This window comes from Shewanella fodinae (assembly GCF_014651955.1).
Classification (GTDB): Bacteria; Pseudomonadota; Gammaproteobacteria; order Enterobacterales; family Shewanellaceae; genus Shewanella; species Shewanella fodinae.
The window spans coordinates 1-22,183 of sequence record NZ_BMXW01000017.1 but is presented as its reverse complement, the minus strand read 5'-3'; the positions used below and the strand labels follow the sequence as shown (position 1 = coordinate 22,183).

Annotated in this window: 21 protein-coding genes and 1 pseudogene; 18 read left to right on the top strand and 4 right to left on the bottom strand. The window is 46.3% G+C overall.

The window, feature by feature from the left end; all coding sequences use genetic code 11:
* Positions 1 to 261: 261 nt before the first annotated feature.
* From zapE to rlmB, 8 genes are all read left to right on the top strand, one after another.
* Positions 262 to 1,356: a cell division protein ZapE gene (gene zapE, locus IE064_RS14065; RefSeq protein ID WP_189618312.1), complete on the top strand. Its 1,095-nt coding sequence runs from the start codon at positions 262 to 264 to the stop codon at positions 1,354 to 1,356.
* A gap of 207 nt (positions 1,357 to 1,563) precedes the next feature.
* Positions 1,564 to 1,992: a 50S ribosomal protein L13 gene (rplM, locus tag IE064_RS14060; protein ID WP_189618311.1), complete on the top strand. Its 429-nt coding sequence runs from the start codon at positions 1,564 to 1,566 to the stop codon at positions 1,990 to 1,992.
* A 14-nt stretch (positions 1,993 to 2,006) separates the two neighbouring features.
* On the top strand, positions 2,007 to 2,399 hold the full coding sequence (gene rpsI, locus IE064_RS14055; protein WP_133037359.1) for a 30S ribosomal protein S9: 393 nt from the start codon (positions 2,007 to 2,009) through the stop codon (positions 2,397 to 2,399).
* An 89-nt stretch (positions 2,400 to 2,488) separates the two neighbouring features.
* Positions 2,489 to 2,677 carry a DUF2065 domain-containing protein gene (locus IE064_RS14050; protein WP_189618310.1) on the top strand — a complete coding sequence of 63 codons (189 nt, stop codon included), beginning with the start codon at positions 2,489 to 2,491 and terminating at the stop codon, positions 2,675 to 2,677.
* Positions 2,678 to 2,742: 65 nt separating this feature from the next.
* Positions 2,743 to 4,041 (top strand): adenylosuccinate synthase, encoded by a 1,299-nt coding sequence (locus IE064_RS14045; RefSeq protein WP_189618309.1) that lies wholly within the window; start codon positions 2,743 to 2,745, stop codon positions 4,039 to 4,041.
* 118 nt (positions 4,042 to 4,159) lie between these two features.
* A complete protein-coding gene (locus tag IE064_RS14040; RefSeq protein WP_189618308.1) occupies positions 4,160 to 4,774 on the top strand; it encodes a tetratricopeptide repeat protein in 615 nt (204 codons plus the stop codon).
* A 32-nt stretch (positions 4,775 to 4,806) separates the two neighbouring features.
* Positions 4,807 to 7,194, top strand: coding sequence for a ribonuclease R (rnr, locus tag IE064_RS14035; protein WP_189618307.1), 2,388 nt, complete (start codon positions 4,807 to 4,809; stop codon positions 7,192 to 7,194).
* Between the two features lie 3 nt (positions 7,195 to 7,197).
* On the top strand, positions 7,198 to 7,938 hold the full coding sequence (rlmB, locus tag IE064_RS14030) for a 23S rRNA (guanosine(2251)-2'-O)-methyltransferase RlmB (RefSeq protein ID WP_189618306.1): 741 nt from the start codon (positions 7,198 to 7,200) through the stop codon (positions 7,936 to 7,938).
* A gap of 51 nt (positions 7,939 to 7,989) precedes the next feature.
* On the opposite strand, the gene IE064_RS14025 is transcribed toward rlmB, so the two are convergent.
* Entirely contained in the window at positions 7,990 to 8,733 is a 744-nt protein-coding gene (locus IE064_RS14025; RefSeq protein WP_189618305.1) for a DUF481 domain-containing protein, read from the bottom strand.
* 203 nt (positions 8,734 to 8,936) lie between these two features.
* Here IE064_RS14025 and rpsF point away from each other — a divergent pair, with 203 nt between their 5' ends.
* From rpsF to rplI, 4 genes are read left to right on the top strand one after another with little or no spacing between them, the layout of a single operon-like run.
* Entirely contained in the window at positions 8,937 to 9,353 is a 417-nt protein-coding gene (gene rpsF, locus IE064_RS14020; protein WP_133037352.1) for a 30S ribosomal protein S6, read from the top strand.
* A gap of 8 nt (positions 9,354 to 9,361) precedes the next feature.
* Positions 9,362 to 9,667 carry a primosomal replication protein N gene (gene priB, locus IE064_RS14015; RefSeq protein WP_189618304.1) on the top strand — a complete coding sequence of 102 codons (306 nt, stop codon included), beginning with the start codon at positions 9,362 to 9,364 and terminating at the stop codon, positions 9,665 to 9,667.
* A 12-nt stretch (positions 9,668 to 9,679) separates the two neighbouring features.
* Positions 9,680 to 9,907: a 30S ribosomal protein S18 gene (gene rpsR / locus IE064_RS14010; protein ID WP_025009344.1), complete on the top strand. Its 228-nt coding sequence runs from the start codon at positions 9,680 to 9,682 to the stop codon at positions 9,905 to 9,907.
* A gap of 38 nt (positions 9,908 to 9,945) precedes the next feature.
* Positions 9,946 to 10,398, top strand: a complete 453-nt coding sequence (gene rplI / locus IE064_RS14005) for a 50S ribosomal protein L9 (RefSeq protein ID WP_133037350.1) — start codon at positions 9,946 to 9,948, stop codon at positions 10,396 to 10,398.
* Positions 10,399 to 10,528: 130 nt separating this feature from the next.
* Here rplI and IE064_RS14000 read toward each other — a convergent pair whose 3' ends face one another.
* Entirely contained in the window at positions 10,529 to 13,477 is a 2,949-nt protein-coding gene (locus IE064_RS14000) for a TonB-dependent receptor (RefSeq protein WP_189618303.1), read from the bottom strand.
* A 444-nt stretch (positions 13,478 to 13,921) separates the two neighbouring features.
* Between IE064_RS14000 and dnaB the strand changes: the two genes are divergently transcribed.
* From dnaB to IE064_RS13970, 6 genes are all read left to right on the top strand, one after another.
* Complete coding sequence (gene dnaB / locus IE064_RS13995) at positions 13,922 to 15,331, top strand: replicative DNA helicase (RefSeq protein WP_133037348.1); 1,410 nt, start codon at positions 13,922 to 13,924, stop codon at positions 15,329 to 15,331.
* A gap of 66 nt (positions 15,332 to 15,397) precedes the next feature.
* Positions 15,398 to 16,474, top strand: coding sequence for an alanine racemase (gene alr / locus IE064_RS13990; RefSeq protein WP_189618302.1), 1,077 nt, complete (start codon positions 15,398 to 15,400; stop codon positions 16,472 to 16,474).
* 236 nt (positions 16,475 to 16,710) lie between these two features.
* Positions 16,711 to 17,466 (top strand): flagellar basal body L-ring protein FlgH, encoded by a 756-nt coding sequence (locus IE064_RS13985; RefSeq protein WP_229800061.1) that lies wholly within the window; start codon positions 16,711 to 16,713, stop codon positions 17,464 to 17,466.
* A 62-nt stretch (positions 17,467 to 17,528) separates the two neighbouring features.
* Positions 17,529 to 17,912, top strand: coding sequence for an LPP20 family lipoprotein (locus IE064_RS13980; RefSeq protein WP_189618301.1), 384 nt, complete (start codon positions 17,529 to 17,531; stop codon positions 17,910 to 17,912).
* Positions 17,900 to 19,060, top strand: a complete 1,161-nt coding sequence (locus IE064_RS13975; protein ID WP_189618300.1) for a flagellar assembly protein T N-terminal domain-containing protein — start codon at positions 17,900 to 17,902, stop codon at positions 19,058 to 19,060. Before IE064_RS13980 ends, IE064_RS13975 begins: the two co-directional genes overlap by 13 nt.
* Positions 19,061 to 19,066: 6 nt before the next feature.
* Positions 19,067 to 19,726 (top strand): hypothetical protein, encoded by a 660-nt coding sequence (locus IE064_RS13970; protein WP_189618299.1) that lies wholly within the window; start codon positions 19,067 to 19,069, stop codon positions 19,724 to 19,726.
* 19 nt (positions 19,727 to 19,745) lie between these two features.
* Here the strand turns inward: IE064_RS13970 and IE064_RS13965 are convergent, their stop codons facing one another.
* Positions 19,746 to 20,483: a response regulator gene (locus IE064_RS13965; RefSeq protein ID WP_189618298.1), complete on the bottom strand. Its 738-nt coding sequence runs from the start codon at positions 20,481 to 20,483 to the stop codon at positions 19,746 to 19,748.
* A gap of 859 nt (positions 20,484 to 21,342) precedes the next feature.
* Positions 21,343 to 22,062: pseudogene (locus tag IE064_RS13960) on the bottom strand (ISAs1 family transposase); the annotation flags it as partial.
* Positions 22,063 to 22,183 lie beyond the last annotated feature (121 nt).

Genomic DNA, 22,183 nt, shown 5'->3' with positions numbered 1-22,183 from the left:
GCGGCGAAAATGTTAAATGCTCATTGAGCTATCGGTACTTAATCCGACTGAACAGGATTTTGAAAAGTTCGAGTCATTAACAAAGATTAATTATCTATAGCGACGTTTTATCGCTTTCAAATATAGTAAAAAATATTAAAAACAATGTGTTAAAAATTGTCGCCTGTGACATGTCTATACCAGCTTTGGCTTCACATGTTAACATTTGGCCTCTATTGAAAGGCCGTATATTTCACATAGGGCATAACGAGAAGATTTCAAGTGTCACAAATTACTCCGTGGGAACATTATCAGCAGGATCTGGAACGCGCCGATTTTAGTTATGACGCCGCTCAGGAACGTGCCGTCAGAGCTTTGCAGCAAGTCTATGATTTATTGCAACAACCTGCCAAAGGTGGATGGCGGCATTGGATAGGTCGCGCTAAACCGCAACCCGTGCAGGGACTATATCTATGGGGCGGTGTCGGTCGTGGTAAGACTTATCTGATGGATATTTTTTTCGAATCGTTACCAGATAGCCGAAAATTGCGGTCACATTTCCATCATTTTATGGCCAACATCCATCAACAGCTGAATGAGCTCAAGGGCACTCGTGATCCTTTATTGGTGATTGCCGAGCGGATGGCAAAGCAATATCGGGTCATCTGTTTTGATGAATTTTTTGTGTCTGATATTACCGATGCCATGCTACTTGGCACCTTGTTTACTGCCCTTTTTGAAAAGGGAGTGGTGTTGGTTACGACCTCGAATATTATTCCGGACGATCTGTATAAAAATGGTTTGCAGCGGGCGCGCTTTTTGCCTGCAATTGCGCAGATTAAACAGCATTGTCAGGTGCTGAATGTGGATTCCGGTATCGACTATCGTCTGCGCACCCTAGAGCAGGCCGAAATTTACCACTTTCCATTGGATCAGAAAGCGGAAAGCAATCTGCAAAGTTACTTCCGCCAATTGACCGATGGCACGGAAATCATCACCGCACCGCTGGAAATCAATGGCCGTCATATCAATATCCAGCGACGCAATAAAGGCGTATTGTTTGCAGATTTTCGCGCGCTATGTGATGGTCCTCGGAGTCAGCGAGATTATATGGCGCTGGCGCATCAGTTCCATACGGTGCTACTGAGTGGTGTTGAACAGATGGGCCTGTTACAGACTGGAGATGACATTCCCCGGCGTTTTTTGGCTTTGGTGGATGAGTTTTACGAGCGGCGGGTAAAATTGATTATTTCGGCAGCAGTACCGCTGTCGCAAATCTATACTGAAGGACAATTGAGCTTCGAATTTCGGCGTTGTCGTTCCCGGTTGATAGAAATGCAATCCAAAGAGTATCTGGCGTTGGAACATCTGCCATAATTTTTTAGGTAAAAATATTGGGTTGGCTGCAAAAAGCAGATGATTTTTAGTTCAGCTTTGTCTATAATCCTGCGCCTGCCCACGTTACTCCGTCCTTTGTTGGGCGGTTAAAGCCAACTACATGCTCGAAGGGGTATGGAACGGTATATAGTGTTGTCTGCATCCGCGGCAACATGTGACAGAATTTAACTTTGGGTTTTTGTAATAATGAAGACTTTTACTGCCAAGCCAGAAACTGTAGCTCGCGACTGGTATGTTGTTGATGCCGAAGGTAAGACTTTGGGCCGTATCGCCACCGAAATCGCTTTGCGCCTCCGTGGTAAGCACAAGCCTGAATTTACTCCTCACGTAGACACCGGTGATTACGTCATCGTGATCAACGCTGAGAAAGTGACCGTTACCGGTAACAAAGCTTTGGGTAAGACATACTACTCCCATTCCGGCTTCCCAGGTGGCATCAAGCAGATCAGCTTTGATAAGCTGCAAGCTCATAAGCCAGAAATGATCATCGAGAAAGCGGTTAAAGGTATGCTGCCAAAAGGCCCATTGGGCCGTGCCATGTTCCGTAAACTGAAAGTTTACGCGGGCGCAGAGCACAACCACGCTGCACAACAACCTCAAGTTCTTGATATCTAAACGGGATTAAGCAAATGGCTGCAACTCAGTACTACGGCACTGGCCGTCGCAAAACTTCAACTGCCCGCGTATTTGCCAAAGCAGGCAGTGGTAATATCGTTGTTAACAAGCGTCCTCTGGATGTTTATTTCGGTCGTGAAACTGCCCGCATGGTAGTTCGTCAACCACTCGAATTGGTTGAAATGATCGATAAACTGGATCTGTATGTAACCGTTAAAGGCGGTGGCATCACTGGTCAAGCTGGCGCTATCCGTCACGGTATTACCCGTGCGCTGATGGAACTGGATGAAACTCTGCGTCCTACTCTGCGTGCTGCTGGTTTCGTTACCCGCGATGCTCGTCAGGTTGAACGTAAGAAAGTGGGTCTGCGTAAAGCACGTCGTAAACCACAGTTCTCTAAGCGTTAATATCGCTTTTATGTTTGCAAAAACCCGGCATCAGCCGGGTTTTTTTATGGCAGAATGAACCGATAGTTAAACAATTCAGGGCATAAATAATGGGATGGCATCTTTGGTTAACGGCATTGGGCATAGTGTTGTTGTTTGAAGGTTTGGGGCCGCTTCTATTCCCTAACCGTTGGCGCCAATATCTGCAGCAGATAGCCTCAATGCCAGCAAGCAGCATGCAACGTCTCGGGGCCGCATTAGTGTTAGCTGGCGCAGCAATACTGATTATTTTTTCGTAAACTCTTGCCCTTCACCGGTCAAAATCTGTTAGAATCCTGCTTTAACCGCAACCTTGCAGCAAACAATGGGCAAAAACGTAGTCGTTCTCGGCACTCAATGGGGTGACGAGGGAAAAGGTAAGATTGTCGACCTTCTGACAGAACAGGCAAAATACGTGGTTCGGTATCAGGGTGGCCATAACGCTGGTCATACACTGGTCATCGATGGTGAAAAAACCGTTCTTCATCTGATCCCATCTGGTATTCTCCGCGATAACGTCAAGTGCGTCATCGCTAATGGTGTGGTGCTATCACCAGAAGCGCTGATGACAGAAATTAAAATGCTGAAGGATAAAGGCGTTCCTGTTGAAGAACGTCTGTTGTTGTCCGAGGCATGTCCGCTGATCCTGCCATTTCACTGTGCATTAGACGTCGCTCGTGAGAAAGCGCGCGGCAATAAAGCCATCGGTACTACCGGGCGTGGTATTGGCCCTGCATATGAAGACAAGATCTCCCGTCGCGGTTTGCGTTTGGGCGATCTGTTCAATCCTACGCAGTTCGCTGAAAAGCTGAAAGAAGTCATGGAATACCATAATTTCACCCTCACTGAATATTACAAGTGTGAGCCGGTGGATTATGAGAAAACTCTGGAAGACTCGCTAGCGCTGGCTGATTATCTCAAGAGCATGTGCGTTGATGTCGCCGAGTTACTCGACAGTGCCCGTAAGAATGGCGATTCCATTCTGTTTGAAGGTGCTCAGGGCACCATGCTGGATATTGACCACGGGACTTATCCGTTTGTGACTTCATCCAACACTACCGCCGGTGGCGTTGCTACAGGTAGTGGCTTGGGACCGCGTTACATTGATTATGTACTGGGTATTATCAAAGCTTATTCTACTCGCGTAGGCGGTGGTCCGTTCCCGACAGAGCTGACTTGCGACATTGGTGAGCACTTGTCGATTAAAGGGCATGAATTTGGTGCCACAACCGGACGTAGACGTCGCCCAGGTTGGTTAGATGTAGTGGCCATGCGCCGTGCTATCCAGATTAACAGTCTAAGTGGTCTATGCCTGACTAAACTGGATGTGCTGGATGGGCTAAAAGAGGTCAAAATCTGTGTCGGTTATCGACTCCCAGATGGGTCTGTCAGCAAAGTTACTCCGTTGGCAGCTGAGGGCTATGAGCAGGTAACACCTGTGTACGAGACCTTACCTGGTTGGAGTGAAAGCACATTTGGGGCAACCTCGTTGGAGCAGTTACCACAAGCCGCTATAGACTATATCAAGCGGATAGAAGCATTACTGGAAACGCCGATAGATATTATCTCGACCGGGCCAGACCGTAACGAAACGATGATTCTGGTGAATCCGTTTAAAGAATAAGTTACTCCAAAGGCCGCCTAAGCGGCCTTTTTTACAATGTATGAACTTGCAGCATCCCTTCAGAATTGCGTTATACTGCCGATGATCCTTATGTCTTTAACTGTCTCGGAAAAGCTTTATGTTGCGACTGATACTGATGTTATCCCTGCTGATAGCGGCGCCCTTGATGGCGGAGCAAAAAGCGGTAGATATCTACTCACAGGCACAATTGCTGAAAATGATCCGCAGCCATACCTATCTGCAACAGATAAAAGCCGATAACTGCCAAATTGTGCAGGATATTGAAGCACATGCAGATGTATTGAAAGAGCCACTGTATCAGTATTTGTGGGGAGAAATGCTTAATTACGGTGTTTGCGTCAAGGCCGATCCCGCTAGTGGTATCCAACAACTGCGGGCCGCTGCGGATCAGGGCAGTGCCGAGGCAATGGTTCGGCTTGCGGAATACTATGCGCAAGGCAAGTTTTTGATGAAAGATAAACAGCGGGCAGTGCAGTATGTTTATCCTGCGGCTGCTAATGGTGATTTGCCCGCACAAATGATGCTGGTGAAGTTATTTGGCGAAGGGTATGGCAGCCCACGTGATTACATGATGGCTTATCATTGGCTCTATAACCAGACGTTCAATGATACCAAAACCCAAGAACAGGCCAGTGTCTTACTGGCGAAACTGGCGGGTAAGTTACCCGCCAGTCAATTAGAACAAGCGAAAAAGGCCACGGTACACAGATGAGTAGCCGTGGTTAACTAACTGATGGAATTTGAATGATTAAAGATCCTCATTTTGAGAGAGAACAGCAGAAATACGAGAAACCCATTCCCAGTCGGGAATTTATTCTGGATTACCTGAAAAGCCAGCCGTCCCCCCTGAACCGCGACCATATTGCCGAAGCTCTGGATATTCACGACGAAGAACAGCAAGAAGCGCTGCGTCGCCGTTTGCGCGCCATGGAACGTGATGGACAGATAGTGTTTACCCGTGGTCAATGTTATGGGTTGCCGGAACGGATGGATTTGATCGCTGGCACCATCATAGGTCACAAAGATGGCTATGGCTTCTTCCATCCTGATGAAGCTGGAGAAGATCTCTATATTCATCATGGCGATATGCTCAAGTATTTTCATGGTGATCGGGTATTAGCACAAAAAGCTGGCGGACATGGTCGTACTGAAGCGCGGATTGTCCGCCTGTTAGAAGAACGCGCTGCGCCTTTGGTTGGGCGGTTTCATCTGGATTGCGGCATGGGATTTGTGGTCGCTGATGACAAACGCATCACCCAGGAAATCTTGATCGATAACGCTGACCGCAATGGTGCCAGAGAAAATGATGTAGTGGTGGTCGAACTAACCCGCCGTCCTGGCCGTTATGTGAAAGCGGCCGGTAAAATTACCGAAGTATTGGGTAAGGATATGGCGCCAGGTATGGAAATCGAAATTGCCTTACGTAATTACGATTTGCCCCACACTTGGTCGGCGGCCATTGAGAAGCGGTTGCGTAAAATCCCGGATGAAGTCCTGGACACCGATAAAGCCGGACGCGTTGATTTGCGCCAGTTGCCTTTGGTCACCATCGACGGTGAAGATGCCCGTGACTTTGATGATGCCGTATATGCAGAGCGTAAACGTGGTGGTGGCTGGCGGTTGTGGGTCGCGATTGCTGACGTAAGCTATTATGTACGTAGCGAATCGGTGCTGGATATTGAAGCGCGATCTCGCGGTAACTCGGTTTACTTCCCGTCGCAAGTGATCCCAATGTTACCGGAAAAGCTCTCTAACGGACTATGTTCCCTCAATCCAGGCGTAGACCGGCTGTGTATGGTTGCAGAGATGACTATCGCTGCCAGCGGCAAACTCTCTAGCTATAAATTTTATCCAGCAGTCATGCATTCCCATGCCCGTTTTACATATACAGTCGTCGCTGACATGCTGGAGAGCGGTCATGTTCCTGAACAGTATCGCGAACTATATCCGCATCTACAGGTGTTGCAGGAGCTTTACCGGACGCTAGAGCAGCAACGGCAAGAGCGTGGTGCTATTGGTTTTGAGACTGAAGAAACGCAATTCATCTTCAATGCGCAGCGCAAGATAGACCGGATTGTGCCGCGGGTGCGCAATGAGGCGCATAAGATCATTGAAGAATGCATGATCATGGCCAATGTGGCGGCGGCTAAATTTGTCAAAAAACATAAAGGTCATACGTTGTACCGGGTACATGAAGCACCATCGGAGCAGAAGCTGACGCAGTTCAAGGAGTTTCTGGCTGAACGCGGTTTGAAGCTCAATGGTGGACTGGAACCCCAACCTGCTGATTATCAGGCGTTGATGGAGCAGGTGCGAGAACGACCTGACGCACAACTTATCCAGGTGATGTTGCTGCGCTCAATGCGCCAGGCCATCTACACCCCAGATAATGAAGGCCATTTTGGTCTAGCGTTGGAAGAGTATGCCCATTTTACGTCGCCTATCCGCCGTTATCCTGATCTGGTGTTGCATCGTGTTATCCGCTATCTGTTAGCCAAAACTGAGGCAGATGTGCAGGATAAGTGGACGCCAGATGGCGGTTACAATTATCAGTTGGAAGAGTTGGATCTCCTCGGGGAAGAATGCTCCAATACCGAGCGCCGCGCAGATGAAGCAACCCGCGATGTTGCCGACTGGCTCAAGTGCGAGTTTATGCAGGATCATGTTGGAGACGTATTTGAAGCCGTGGTGGCCTCGGTCACAAGCTTTGGCTTGTTTGTGCGGCTGAAAGATCTGTTCATTGATGGGCTGGTGCATATCTCAACGCTGGGGAGTGACTACTATCAATATGATCCGTTGCGGCAGCGCCTGATCGGTGAGCATACTGGCAAAGTCTACCAAATTGGCGATCCAGTAACGGTCAAAGTGGCTGCGGTGAATCTTGACGATCGCCAGATTGATCTGTTGATGGTGGATGATATGGGACAGCGCAGCCGTGGACACAGCCGCAGTGCTAGCCGACCACTGACCGCACGCGAACGTGTCAACCGTGAAGGTGCCAAACTCGCGGCCAACAAAGGTCGCGCTAAAAGCAGGGATAAGCGCAATAAAAGTACCGATAAGGTAGCTGCTAAAAAGCCTGCTAAGACTGAAAAAAGTAAGGCTGTGAAACGGCCCAAGAGAAAGAAATAAAGTATGAAGAAACCGGAACTGGTGTTTGGCATTCATGCCGTAACCTCTTTGTTTGAACATTCCCCTGAACGGGTACTGGAAATGTGGCTACTTAATGGCCGTCAGGATGAACGTATCCGTCCATTGTTGGCATTAGCGGATACTATCGGCATTAAACCACAGATGGCTGCCCGTAAAACGCTGGACGAGAAAGCGGAAAGCACTCAGCACCAGGGCATTGTGGTACGCGTTCGTTCGGCCAAAATACTGACTGAGAATGATCTAGAAGCGTTACTAGATAAGACAGACACGCCATTTCTACTCATCCTGGATGGTGTGACAGATCCGCACAATTTGGGTGCCTGCTTACGTAATGCCGATGCTGCCGGTGTGCACGGTGTGATTGTGCCCAAAGATAACTCGGCCGGGCTTACAGCCTCGGTGAGTAAAGTGGCCTGCGGCGCGGCAGAAACAGTCCCTTTATTTCAAGTAACCAACCTTGCGCGCACCATGAAGCAGTTGCAGGAGCGAGGTATTTGGATTGTGGGAACCGCAGGTGAAGCTGACAGCACCTTATATCAGGCTAATCTGTGTGGACCGCTGGCAATCGCTATGGGGGCTGAGGAAAAAGGACTGCGGCGTTTGAGTCGCGAGGGGTGTGACACTCTCATTTCTATTCCCATGGCCGGCAGTGTTTCCAGTCTTAATGTTTCAGTGGCAACGGGCATCTGTCTGTTTGAGGCTGTACGCCAACGGCAAGCCTGAGACAATACTTTGTGAGCATAATAAGGGATGGTGAAAACCATCCCTTTGTTTTTACTGAAAGGTGTAAAGCAGGTTAAAGGTAGTAATGGTGTCTGTCTGCTGGCTACCTTCTGGCACGATTTCAGTATATTTAACGTAGAAACCGACTTTAAACGCCCAGTCTTGAAAGAGGGTGTTCTTATAACCCATATCCAGCGTCACAGTGTTGTTGTTCTCACCAATTTCTGCAGTGAGATCAGCATTGAACGTGGTGTATTCGTGGATTTTTTGTTCAAATCTGGCAGCGGTACGCAAAATGACATCGGTTTCTGACGAGGGATCGGGCTCATCATCAGTGGCTATGGGTAAGTTATAACGATAACCAGGACCGACTTCCAAACTCAGCTTGGTTCTGCCAGTACTGACGGCATCAAAACCGTAACCACTGGAAATTGTATAAATATCGGTGTAACTGCCGAATTTGTCCCAGACGAATTCCCCTCGTCCAAAGACATAGCCTTGCTTGAGCTTATAGTTGGACTGTAGCTGCAGGTCATATTTTTCAGCGGTGGTATTTTCGGAATCAGCGGCATAATACGCTTTGAAGGTACCTTCTTGCGTGGTTTTGCTGGTGTCATACACCAGTTTGGTACGACCGTTGAAACTGGTAGAATCGGTGTTACCCGTATTGAGTTGGAAACCAGCTTCGATTTCGGCGGTAAAGTTATTTGGGGGCTCACGATAATCTGGAGGAACCAGAGCCCAGGCCGGCGATGACAAAAAGCAAAAAAGCGCCAGTAGAGATAATCTTGTCATTGTGTTCGGGTCTTTATGCTGTTACTGCTGCAAATCAGCGTCACATAATAACTGCAGACTGTCTACAGGCAAAGTTATTGCTTGAGTTTATGTTCCCCTTTATGTACCATTTCGCGCCTAAATCAGTCACTTTACTTTCGTTCCTTGCCTCGTAGGGGTTTGACTGAGCCACAAAGAGGCTAAATAACCGTAAGGAGCAATAAATGCGTCATTACGAAATCGTATTTTTAGTTCACCCCGATCAGAGTGAACAGGTTCCTGGCATGATCGAGCGTTACACCGGTGCTATCACCGCTGTAGGCGGCAAGATCCACCGCCTGGAAGACTGGGGCCGTCGCCAACTGGCATATCCTATTCAGGACCTGCACAAAGCTCACTATGTTCTGCTGAACGTAGAAGCTACTGCAGAGTCTATCGAAGAGCTGGAAACTGCTTTCCGTTTCAACGACGCTGTTCTGCGTAGTCTGGTTATGCGCACCAAAACTGCCATCACCGAAGTTTCTCCAATGGCCAAAGCAAAAGATGAACGTGACTCACGTCGCGCTGCCAACAGCGACAGAGCTGTTGACGAAGATTCTGCTGAGTTCGAAGAAGAAAACGCTGAAGAGATTGCTGAGTAAGTTTTTCTGTGACCACCAACCATCTGGAATTATCCGGAAAGATTCTGCGTTGTCGACGCTTTAAAAGCCCGGCAGGCATCGAACACACGGTAATTCAACTGGAACACAGGTCACAGCGTTTCGACGCAGAACTGCCAAGAAACGTCTACTGTGTACTGCAAGTGGTATTGAGTGGTGAACGCTTTGAAAGCGTTACAGATGAGCTGAAAGCAGGTGTGGATATCCAGGTCAGCGGCTTTCTGACTCTACAACAGAGTCGCAATGGCCAAAGTAGACTGGTGTTACACGCCGAAAATGTCGAATTGAAAATTTAGGAGACTGTCAAAATGGCACGTTATTTCCGTCGTCGTAAATTCTGCCGTTTCACTGCTGAAGGTGTTACGGAGATCGATTACAAAGATATCGCTACGTTGAAAAACTATATCACCGAAAGCGGTAAGATTGTTCCCAGCCGTATTACTGGCACCAGCGCTAAATATCAGCGCCAGTTGGCTCGTGCTATCAAGCGCGCTCGTTATCTGTCTCTGCTGCCTTACACTGATCTGCATCAGTAAGCTGGCATTGATCCAAATCGAATTGAGAGGAATTGATAATGAACGTTATTCTGCTTGATAAAATTGCCAATCTGGGCAACCTGGGTGACCAGGTTTCTGTAAAAGCTGGCTATGCTCGCAACTATCTGTTGCCGCAGGGCAAAGCAGTTGTTGCAAACGATGAAAACGTCAAAGTTTTCGAAGCTCGCCGTGCTGAACTGGAAGCTAAAGTGGCTGCCGAACTGGCAACTGCCAATGCTCGTGCTGAAAAGATTGCAGCACTGGAAGCAGTAGTTATTGCTTCTAAAGCTGGTGATGAAGGTAAACTGTTCGGTTCAGTTGGTACTCGTGATATCGCTGATGCCGTAACTGCTGCAGGTGTTGAACTGGCTAAATCCGAAGTGCGTTTACCACTGGGCGCTCTGCGTTCTACTGGTGACTTCGAAGTTGAAGTGCAGTTGCACTCCGAAGTTAAAGCGGTTGTTAAAGTTACTATCGTAGCTGAAGCATAATCGGTCTTTGACGAAAAAACACCGCCTGATGGCGGTGTTTTTTTATGGGTAAACTTCCCCCCCTCCAACTATTGAACACAAGGAACACCGCCTATGGCGGTGTTCTCGTCTGAAGCAATACAATAGCTATTTAGAACTTCACGCTGGCGCTAAATTCTACGTAACGAGGCGTTTGGTAAGCGGTGGTTGCACCGTAGTATGGGTTCAGATCACCAGGGCCACTCTGTTCATAGAATTCGTATTTACGGATGCTAGCAGAAGAATTGAACACGTTGTATACGTTAGCCTTCAGCAGTACATCAAGGTTATCAGTGATTTTCCAGTTATAAGAAGCTGACAGATCCACACGATATACCCAGTCAGTACGACCAGCAGTCCCACGGCTGTTCATAGTGTAGGTGCCATCTGCATTTTGGGTATAGTAAGTATCTCCATAAGATGGAAGACCAGATGGGCTACCAATACCAAACTTGTTCAACGGACGGCCAGATTCAACGCTAATATTAGCGCCCACAGTGAAGTTTTCAGTGACTGAGTATGCACCAAATACTTTTATCATATGACGGCGATCATTTGGCAGATAACCATCAGCGCCCTCCATCAATACCGGAAAGTCAAAGTCTTGGGTCAGACCTGCATCAGTCTGGGCATTATCTGATTTTACTAGGCCTTCAGTATTACCGTAGCTCTGTGACCATGTGTAGTTAACACTCATAGTCCAGTCATCTGCCCAAGAGCGGGTGAAGTTCAGATCAATGGAATTATAGGTACGTTTGGCTTTAGGGTAACCAAGTGCATCTCCTGGAATAGTGACCATTTCATAATCACCGTTACCTGTTGTATCAACACTAACGGTCATGTCTTCGCCAGGGTTACCCAATACATATATGTTGGAAGTTGGGGTATAACCGTAGGTTGCCTTAATCCAATGATCAATCGTCATGTCATCAATGGCGCCATTCAGTTTTCGCTGGGTAGCTTTGATACCCCATGACCAGTCTTCGGTGAGCATTGCCTGATAGCCGATGATGTACTCATCTTGGTACATTGGATCTAGGCTTTGGTCTACGATGGAATCAGTATTAGGGACTGTCCCATCTGCATTTACTTGATCTGGGCCAATTTGATCTCCGAGAATTGGTGTCGGAACGGTAACACCGTTGATTACTTCATCCTGAGTACCTTCCAGTATGTAAAAACGTCTTACATCGTATTCATTACCAGATAATCGTACGTTAGTGTTGCTGGCCACTGGCAAATAATAACGTCCCACGTTAGCAAACAGCTTTGATTCACCATCACCATTGATATCCCATGATGCACCGATACGTGGAGCAATCATGTTATCAATTTTTGCAAAAGAGGCACCCTCAGCGTTTTTATTATTAAAAGAATCCCAACGCAGTCCCAGATTCAAGGTGACAGTATCTGTGACTGTCCAAGTATCTTCGATGTATAAGGCTTTGGATACAGTTTCAAAATTTCCGCCCACTGTACGTTCACGACTACGGGCATACTGAGTGACTCCTACTGGTGTTTTGACTCCATTAGGTAAGGATGTACCAACTGTTGGGTCGGCCACATCATAGTAGTACCAATATACACCGCCTGGGCCTGAATAGAACTGCTGAGAATAGGAACTGTTCTTTTCTAAGTCATAACCAAAGGCCAGTGTATGACTATCATTTATGGTCCATTCAAAATCAGCGCGGAACTCTTTGCGTTGATCATTACCAGCTTCCAAGAAATAGTCAGCAGTTGATGCGCAGCCTGGGTAGGTTGATGTCGCAACATCTCGAGTATCAACAATAAGGTTACACAGTTCAGATGAATTGCTGACGGTCGAAGAGTTAGCTTTGTTTACACCATAGGTCAGTTTGGTTGTAAAACTATCTGTCAGTTGGCCTATGTATGTCGCAACATAGTTATCACCACCGGTTTTATTGGTCGTGGTTGACAAATAGTTCCAACTGCCATCGATATCTGCGAAGCTGTCAATATCTTCATTGTTTTTGTCAGAAAAAGCTAAAAATGCCAGTGTGTGATTTTCCGCAATGTTCCAGTCCAGTTTTAAGCCCCAGAAAGGGTTGTTTGAGGCACTTTTCTGTTTAGCCGTACCTTCTTCTGTGATGGAATCTTTTGTGATTCTTCGTGGCTGATACATCGCATAGAAGAACAGTTTGTCTTTGACTATAGGACCTGAAGCATAGACGTTGCCTTCGATCTTGTTATAAGTGGTGTTAGCGTTATCAATGTACAGATCACCATTAGACAGATAGCTGTTTGGTGAATTTTCTGACAATGAATCTGGACGCCAATAAACGTTACTGCCAAAATGCCAATCATTAGTTCCACGCTTGACTACGGCGTTAACCACGCCACCAGTAGAACGACCAAATTCGGCACCATAACCACCAGTTTTCACTTCAAACTGCTCGTAAAAATCAAATGGAACATTGGAGAAACCAAGACCATTTCGGAAGTTTGTAACATTAAGACCATTAATAAAGAAGGCGTTTTCCGCCACTGATGCTCCACCGAAGGAAGCAAAGTTACCAAAGCGATCATCGCCTCGAGTAGTACCTGGTGCCAATAGGGCCACGCTAGTGATGTCTTTGGGCATTGGCAAACGCTCAATATCTGCCTGACTTATGACGAGAGACGATTCTGAGGAGGTTGTGTCAATTGCGGCAACGCGACTACCAACCACAGAAAGGCGTTCCATCCCAGTCTGATTCATCACTGAGGTTACGTTGGCATTACCACCAATCGTTACTGAAACATTGTCTGTAACTTTATCATTATAACCTGTCGCGGATACAGTAACGGTATAGTTACCGATCGGAAGGCGAGGAATACGGTATTTGCCACTTTCGTCCGTTGTTATAGTCCGAGTCAAGCCCGTGTCTTTGCTTTTGATAGTAATTGTTGCATTACTCAACGGTGCATCAGCAGTCGTTACAACCGAACCTTGAATTGAACCGTCTGTATTACTAGCGGAATAGGCAGGCAAACTAAGCGCGAAAAAGGCGGATACCGAGACCGCGACCAACGTCCTCCTAAATGTAACTCTTTTCATTATTATATCTTCCTTCTTAGACAAAATTATTAAGGTTATTTTTTTGTTTTTACAGCGTCAGAATTGTTGCATTTTTGTTTTTTAAATGCAATTTTCAATTCGTTAAAGTATCAGAATACTAACATTTAATTCTTTTTTATAACTTATTATGGGTTTTATGTGATGATAACTTAGTTATCCCAGTCATTTAGGCTTTGTGGCAGTTGTATAGGCCAATTTTCAAGTGTCTTCATGGCATCTGTAGGCGTGTGCTGTTTAAAAAGGTTATACTGTCCACCGCTAATTTGAGGATTGGTGATACCTCATTTTTAGTATCTTCAATTTTCTATAGTTGTGTCTCCTAACCCTATAGTTTTTACTTTTGAGAGACGGGGTTTACAACTGTAAATATTTGTTTTTATATAATTTTTTATTTTTTGTTCAATATTGGAGACTTTCCGATTTATGCCACAGCAGAGTGCTTTCAAAGTCAGAGGTGACAAGCGTAAAGAGGCGCAGGTTGACGCCTTGAAGTTGCCACCCCATTCCATTGAAGCAGAGCAGTCGGTGCTGGGCGGCCTGATGTTGGAAGCCGAGGCGTGGGATAAGGTGGCTGAAGCATTGGTTAAAGAGGATTTCTATTCCCGCGCCCACAAGCTGATTTTCAGCGCCATGCAGAAGCTTGTAGATAGTGGGCAACCACTTGATTTAATCACGGTATCAGAACAGCTGGAACTGACTGATGAACTGGAAGATGCTGGTGGTTTCGCCTATTTGGGTGAGATAGCCAAAAACACGCCCAGTGCTGGCAATATTCTGTCCTATGCCGAGATTGTGCGTGAGCGGGCAGTGGTGCGTGAGATGATCCGTGTCGCTCACGAGATAGCCGACGCTGGCTACAATCCTGAAGGGCGGGATTCAGGCGCCTTGCTGGACTTGGCCGAGACCAAGGTTTTTAAGATTGCCGAACAGCGTGCCAATAGCAATGAAGGTCCAGAAGGCATCAAAAGCATTCTTGAAAAAACCGTCGATAAGATCGAGCAACTTTATAATAACCCGCATAACGGGGTGACTGGTGTATCGTCTGGTTTTGCGGATCTTGATGATAAAACGGCGGGCTTCCAGGCGGGCGATCTGATCATTGTTGCTGCGCGTCCTTCCATGGGGAAAACCACTTTTGCAATGAACCTGTGCGAATATGCCGCCCTTAATGAAGATAAACCGGTGTTGATCTTCAGTCTGGAAATGCCTTCCGAACAAATCATGATGCGTATGCTGGCCTCGCTTGGCCGCGTTGATCAAACCCGTATTCGTACCGGTAAGCTTGATGATGATGATTGGGCGCGTGTTTCTTCTACCATGGGGCTAATGCTGGAAAAAGGTAAAATGTTCATTGATGACAGCTCGGGGCTGACACCAACGGAAGTGCGTAGCCGTGCCCGTCGTGTCGCTCGTGAACATGGTGGGCTGTCAATGATTATGGTGGACTATTTGCAACTGATGCAAGTACCGGCTTTGGCCGATAATCGCACCTTGGAAATTGCCGAAATTTCCCGGTCATTGAAGGCGTTGGCAAAAGAGCTGGAGATCCCGGTTATTGCTTTGTCACAGCTTAACCGTTCATTGGAGCAGCGTTCAGATAAACGTCCGGTGAACTCAGACTTGCGTGAATCTGGTTCTATTGAACAGGATGCCGACCTTATCATGTTCATTTATCGTGATGAGGTTTATCATGAAGACTCACAAGATAAAGGTGTCGCTGAGATTATTATTGGTAAACAGCGTAACGGTCCTATCGGTAAGGTCAGATTGACTTTTCAGGGACAATTTTCCCGTTTTGACAACTATGCTGGACCGCAATTCGACGAGGATTAGACCTCCGTCTGACCATTCTGGAGCGACCTTTGTCACTCCATACTCATAAGTTTATGAAGGTATTAATTGAAACCCTTTCCCAGAGCTGAAATCAGCAGTCAGGCGCTCAAACATAATTTAGCGCGCCTTCGAGAAGTAGCTCCTCACAGTAAAGTGATTGCCGTTGTAAAAGCCAATGGTTACGGCCATGGTCTTCTAAATGTTGCGAACAGTGTGCCGGATGCCGATGGCTTTGGCTTGGCGCGACTGGAAGAAGCATTGGAAATGCGAAAGGGTGGCGTTAAGGCTAAACTGCTACTTCTGGAAGGTTTTTTCAGAAGCGAAGATTTACCTCTGCTGGTTGAGCATAATATTGATACCGCCGTGCATCATGAATCTCAGTTGCAGATGTTGGAGCAGGCGCATCTGGATAAACCGGTAACCGTGTGGATGAAGCTCGATACCGGAATGCACCGTTTGGGTTTTTCTCCTGCACAATTCCAAGAAATTTATCAGCGTTTATTGCGTTGTCCTCAGGTTGCCAAACCGATTAATTTTATGACGCATTTTGCCTGTGCTGATGAACTGCAGAAAGACTATACCGCCAAACAGCTCGCCATATTTAATGAGCTTACTCGAGATTTGCCGGGTGAACGAACAACTGCAAATTCGGCGGGAACCTTGTTTTGGCCAGCGAGCCAAGCTGACTGGATCCGCCCGGGAATTGCCTTGTATGGCGTGTCGCCGGTGGACGGTGATCGTGGTGTCAAGCATGGGTTGGTACCCGCTATGACGTTAGTGTCGCAGTTAATTGCGGTCAGAACACATAAAGCGGGTGACACTGTGGGTTATGGCGGTCATTGGCTGTCCGACAGAGACACCCAGTTGGGCGTGGTGGCGATTGGTTATGGTGACGGTTACCCCCGTAATGCGTTACAAGGTACGCCAGTGTTGATTAATGGCAGACGAGTCCCGATTGTTGGACGGGTTTCCATGGATATGCTGATTGTTGATTTGGGGCCGAATGCCACCGATAAAGTCGGTGATGATGCTATTTTATGGGGGCCACAGTTGCCTGTAGAAGAAGTGGCGGAAAAGATCGGTACATTCGCCTACGAACTCGTCACCAAGCTTACCCCCCGTGTTGCGGTCTGTTTAGACTGATTGAATGCGAGTCCCAGAATGATGGAATCGTACAGATCCTATCGTTTCTGGGACTTTTTGCTGCCGCTATATTTCCCTCTGCTTTAGCCGGTAGGTTTTTACTGGTGTGCTTTTTGCTCTGTATCACACTTTTTAAGTGTTCCACATTTTTTGCACAGTATTTGTCATTTTTTTGCGAAGTCTGTTTCTAGATTGCTAACGATTGCTTCAACAGAAATCTGTATGGACAACATGCAATGCTCATCAAGACAATGACAATGCTGATGATGACTCTGATCCTGACAGCTTGTGCTTCTGGAAGTCAGAACACTGCTGGTAAAAATGGCTCAGGTTCCAAAGTTTTACCCCCCGCCGGAGAACCGGTGCAACAGTTGGATGACGCGGATCCAGATGATCCTTACTACGCATTGATAGATCCCGCGGATGAGCCAGTATCAGCGCTCCCCACAGGCTCGATTTTTAATATTCATCAAGCGCAAAGTATTTATGTGGAGCAGGCTCACTTTCGGGTGGGAGACATTATTTCAGTGAAACTCGCCGAATCGACCAAAGCCAGTAAAAGTGGCAGCACTCAGATGAATAAAAGCACTGGTTTTACACTGGATCCCATCGCCGTGCCCGGTGGTAATCTGAAAATTGCCGGGAAGGAGGTGAATCTTGACCTCAGTCAGCAACAGAAATTTAAAGGTGATGGTAGTTCAAGTCAGTCCAATGATTTTGAAGGCGAGATAACCGTTTCTGTGATGAAAGTGATGAAAAACAACACGCTGTTGATCCGCGGTGATAAATGGTTATTGATCAACAATGGTAAAGAGTTTATTCGGTTGACGGGCATTATCCGTGCCAAGGATATTCTGCCAGACAATACCGTGCCATCAACCAAGATAGCCAATGCCAGAATTGAATACTCTGGTAACGGTGAATTGGCTAACAGCCAACGTTTAGGTTGGCTGACTGACAAACTGAATAACCCAACCGTGTGGCCCTTCTGATGCGCTTTTTATTATTCTTCACGATCCTTTGGCTATTGACTGCATGCACTCATGAACAATTAGTGCGCTACGAACTTGTTGCCCCTGAGCATGCTCAGGTGTTTCAGGCGACTGGCTATGCGCCGATTGCATCACAAGTCGGCCCAACTTATGAAGAAAAACTGATGCAGGCCATGGAAGCCTCCCGTTTGGATGCTTATCGGCGGTTGGCTGAACAACTCTATGGGCAGCAATTACGCGCATATACCCGTATGACTGGTGAAACGACTAACCGCAAGACCTTGGATGCCAAAGTCCAAGGTGTTGTCCGAGGGGCAAAAGTCGTCAGCCAAAACGTGCAAGGGGCTTTTTACACCACAGAGTTGTCACTTGATACCAAGGTGCTGGCTGATTTGGGCTCAGTTGAAAACAAACCAATAGAGACGGAAAACAAATGGTGGTACTGAGAGCGTTGATGTTGTTACTGCTATTGCCTTGGCCAGTCACCGCTGCTTGGTATAAAGGCGTAGGCTCTGCTCCCGTTATTAATGGCAATGAAGATTATGCCAAAGAGCAAGCCGCGCGAGCAGCGCTTAGAGATGCGATTTTACAGGCGGGTGCCTCCGTATCGCTACTCAGTGAGGTGGATGAAGGCAGCCTTAACGGCAACACCTTTCAAGTGCGGGCTAACGGTCATGTTACTCAAATCCAAAAAATGGAGGAATACAGCAAGGATGATCGGGTAACTGTCACCTTACGTGCCGATATCTGGAATGATGGCGCATTATGTGAAAACCAGCATCTCACCAGTAAGTCAATCATCATGGCGCCTCTAGCGCTCGCTGACCGTGATTATGCCGGATATGGCGGTCTCAGCGATTTCCCTCAGGAAGTGTCACAACGGCTATTTTTCGAGTTTGATCAGGCTAAAGCTGATTTCTTGGCAAAAAGCTTATTGCAACACCCCTTGGCTATTGACCCCGATCGTATGTCCAATCAAGACCAGCAGCAACTGCAATATCTGTCAGAGCAATCTCGGGCGCAGTATATCGTTATGGGGCGGATCACCGATCTTGCTGTAGGCAAAGTGGCGAGCGGCCTACTCAGCCGTGACAAGTTAGTGCGGGAATTTGGCATCAGCATGTATCTTATTGATGGTATCTCCGGGCTGCCAATCATGAAAAAAGATTACCACACTCGTACCTATTGGCCCTTTTCTCTCACTCAAAAGGTAGCGCCAGGGAGTGAACAGTTGTGGCAGTCAGATTATGGCTTGGAAGTCACCAGATTATTGAAAGTGGCTGTTGAAGACATGAGTGACCTCCTCAAATGTGCTCACCCTAAATCGAGGATCGTGCGTGTCGGCAGTAACACGCTGGAAGTCGCGATGGGGGGGCGTCAAGGCGTGAAGATTGGTGATATGTTCAAATTGCAATATCAGTTTAACTATGTGGATGAACAAGGGGTTAAATACGCTAACTTCAGCGACGAACAGGTAGAGTTTGAAGTGGTAAAAGTATATCCGGACCACAGCCAATTAGTGCCGTTAAATAATGACATGCCATTAGGCATACAAATCCGAGATGTTGTACAACTAGACAATTTCTGGAACTGAAAAACGATGAATATCAGTAGTTTTATCCCTTCTTGGTTTGACAGCACATCCTCCTCTTCATCCGCAACAACAGCCGCCAAAGTGAATGACAGTGTGGATCTGTCTACAGGATTGGACTCGATGTTTGGACAGGTCATCGAGAATGCTTTGGATAAAGTATCTAGTGGGGTAACCGCTGCCTCAGCAAGCACGAGCAATGATAGTCTGAGTTTATTGGGGGAGGGGTTGGCCGACGGCCTATTAACCTCATTCTACCAATCAAAGATCAGCAACAGTCTGACCCAAGTGTTTAATCCGATGGATGCGGCTGGGACACCCAGTACCACCACACAAGCGGTCCCAAGTGACAGCACCGGCGGTGCTGCCCAAGCCAGCGACAGCAGTGGTGATGGTTTATTGCAACCATTTACTAATGGCCAACAATTCAGTTTCGGCGACATCCTTGATGTGGTGAATCCTTTGCAGCATATTCCATTAATTAACTACTACTATCGTGATCTGACTGGTGATGAAATTGGCTTTGTCCCTCAGGTTGTTGGCAGCTCAATTTATGGTGGGGCGCTGGGAGCTGTCAGTTCGCTCGCAGAAATCGGTGTCTCAAGCCTGCTGGGCGAATCTCCTGTCAAATATGTGCTTAATACCGTTACGGGTAATACAGATAGCTGATCAGAAGACAGTCTCTATTTTAGGCAGACTTAACTATGATGAGGTGTTCACCTCGATATCGGTAACCCGTACCATAGCGGGATTCAATCGCGTCTTTCTGACAGTATTCAGATGGCAGTTTTTGTAATTTCTTTCGCAGTTTTTTGATATGACTGTCGATAGTGCGTTCAGATACCACGCGAAAATCACCGTACATGGCACTCATCAGCTGATTGCGGCTGTAGATCCAGCCTGGTTTTTCTGACAAGGTCTTAAACAGCCGAAATTCAATTTTGGTTAATGGTACGACGACAGAAGAAAAGTGGATCTCATAACGAGTCTCGTCGAGAATAATGGGTTTAGGCGAGTGAAGGGCTGCTTTTTGTTGATGTAGTGTTTGCCATTGCCCGTACCTGTATTGCAGCATTGCCTGTATTTTGGCAATTAGCGTTCGTGGACTAAAAGGCTTGCCGACGAAATCATTAGCTTCCAGCGACAGGCATTCCAAACGTGTCTTTTCGTCGTTGTGGGCACAAATCATAATGATAGGAACGGTCGAAATATGGCGGATTTGCTGACATAGCATCGTACCTTTCACATGTGTCAGCTCAATATCCAGTAATACCAGATCAAATTTCTGTTGAGTGAATATCTGAAGCGCCTGTAGCCCATCGGTTGCCAACACTACCCTGATGCCTACAGTATGCAGATAGTCCCTGACCAGAAACGCTATCTGTAACTCATCTTCTATTAGCAAAATATTTGGATTTTCAGTCACTTTGGTGTTTCTCAACGAGTGGTAGCCGTATAGAAATTGCCATTTCCTCTGAGTCTCTTTGAGAGAACTGCTGTTCTCTATGAAGTTGTTTTACTCGTCGTTGACATTTGCAATGTATGAGTCCGTAATTGTTGATGTTTGCAGTGCCTGCACAGTACTGAATCTGCTTTATTTCAATCGCAGTAATTCCTGCGGTTGTGGAACAGGAGCTGAATTTTGGTGAGCTTGAAACTTTTTTAAGGACATCTCAACATAACCTGGAGCATAAGTATATTTTAGACTTTTATTAAATGGTTATGAGTCGTACATTAAGAATACTAATTCAGCAAGAAAAATATAGAGTCGGTGTAACGCTAACTGCAAGTTTTAATTTATCATTTTCAATTTTCATATTAATGTGATGTGACACTAATATAATAAATGATGAAATATTTAAAATGTCATTATTTTTCCATAATTTTTTGAAATCTCTGCAAATGAGTATGAATAATTCATTGACCTGTCATGAGTTAAAAGTAATAACTGCATATGTGAAAATTCTTTACTATAATAATTTTATCATATTACCATTTATAATGGTTTGACAGTTATTATCCGAAAAATTCATTATTAAAAAGTCAATCATAAATATTTTTAATCAATTTAATGTATTAGTATTTTTATTGGTTAATCATACCTGCACTATTTATAAAAACAATTAATGAAAGGTTATATAGTGTAAAGAATATAAAATTATAAAAATTATTTGTAAGTATTGTAAGGCTAATTTTTAGCCTGTTGATGTTATTTGACTTTGTGCTTTTTCAGCGATTTTATCTGTCTTATTTTAGCAGGGCGGGATTAAGCTTTGTTAAATGTGTTAACCAAAGAAAAGCTCAGATCTAAAGTCCCCATTCCACGCCGCTTTGCGCATCTTACTCGGCTTACTCACCTTTAATGGGTGTTGCTGCAACAAGTTGAGCACAATACGGTGAAATAACGCCATTTTCTTCGCATTGTCTCTATCGCCTATCCGCGACATATCTTCTTTGAACGTGACATCCAGTACCCAATGTTGTTGATTCTCGATGTGCCAATGCTGCCTAACAGCCCGAGCGGCGAGTTCTACCTCAATATCCAATGAACTCAGGTAGTAATGCGTATCGATAGTCGTCGTTCCATTGCGCTTACGTTCGCGCTCAACGGCGATTAGCGATTTGACGGATGGCCACTGTTTGGCAAGTTCTTTTGGCAACAAGGCAGGAATTTGAAACGTGGTACGATGTTCTTCTCGACCGTGTCCCTTGTTGCTTTCTATAAACATTGGGATATCGGTGGCATTCGTCTCCCAGTGTGGCTGAAATAGCGCTTCAATCGTTTTTCTCAGTGTTGGTTGATTACCTTTCACTTGAACAACATAGTCACCTTTACGCTTTACAATTTGAGCAAGTGTTTCTTTGTTGCAATGCAGTGCATCAAAGGTCAATACGGCATCTTGGATATCCAACATATGCAGTAATTCGCGAACGGTCGCTACTTCGCTGCCTTTGGTTTTGGTGTCTTGTTGATAGAGCACAAGTCCTTGCTCGGTATCCAGGGCGGGATCGTACTTTTTAGCCCGTGTTGAGTTGTAGCTCTATGCTGTGATCTAATGGCTGCCCATTTCGCAATTAGCAGCCCTGATGGACTTACTCGAACACTTGACGGTTGTTGAAGAAACC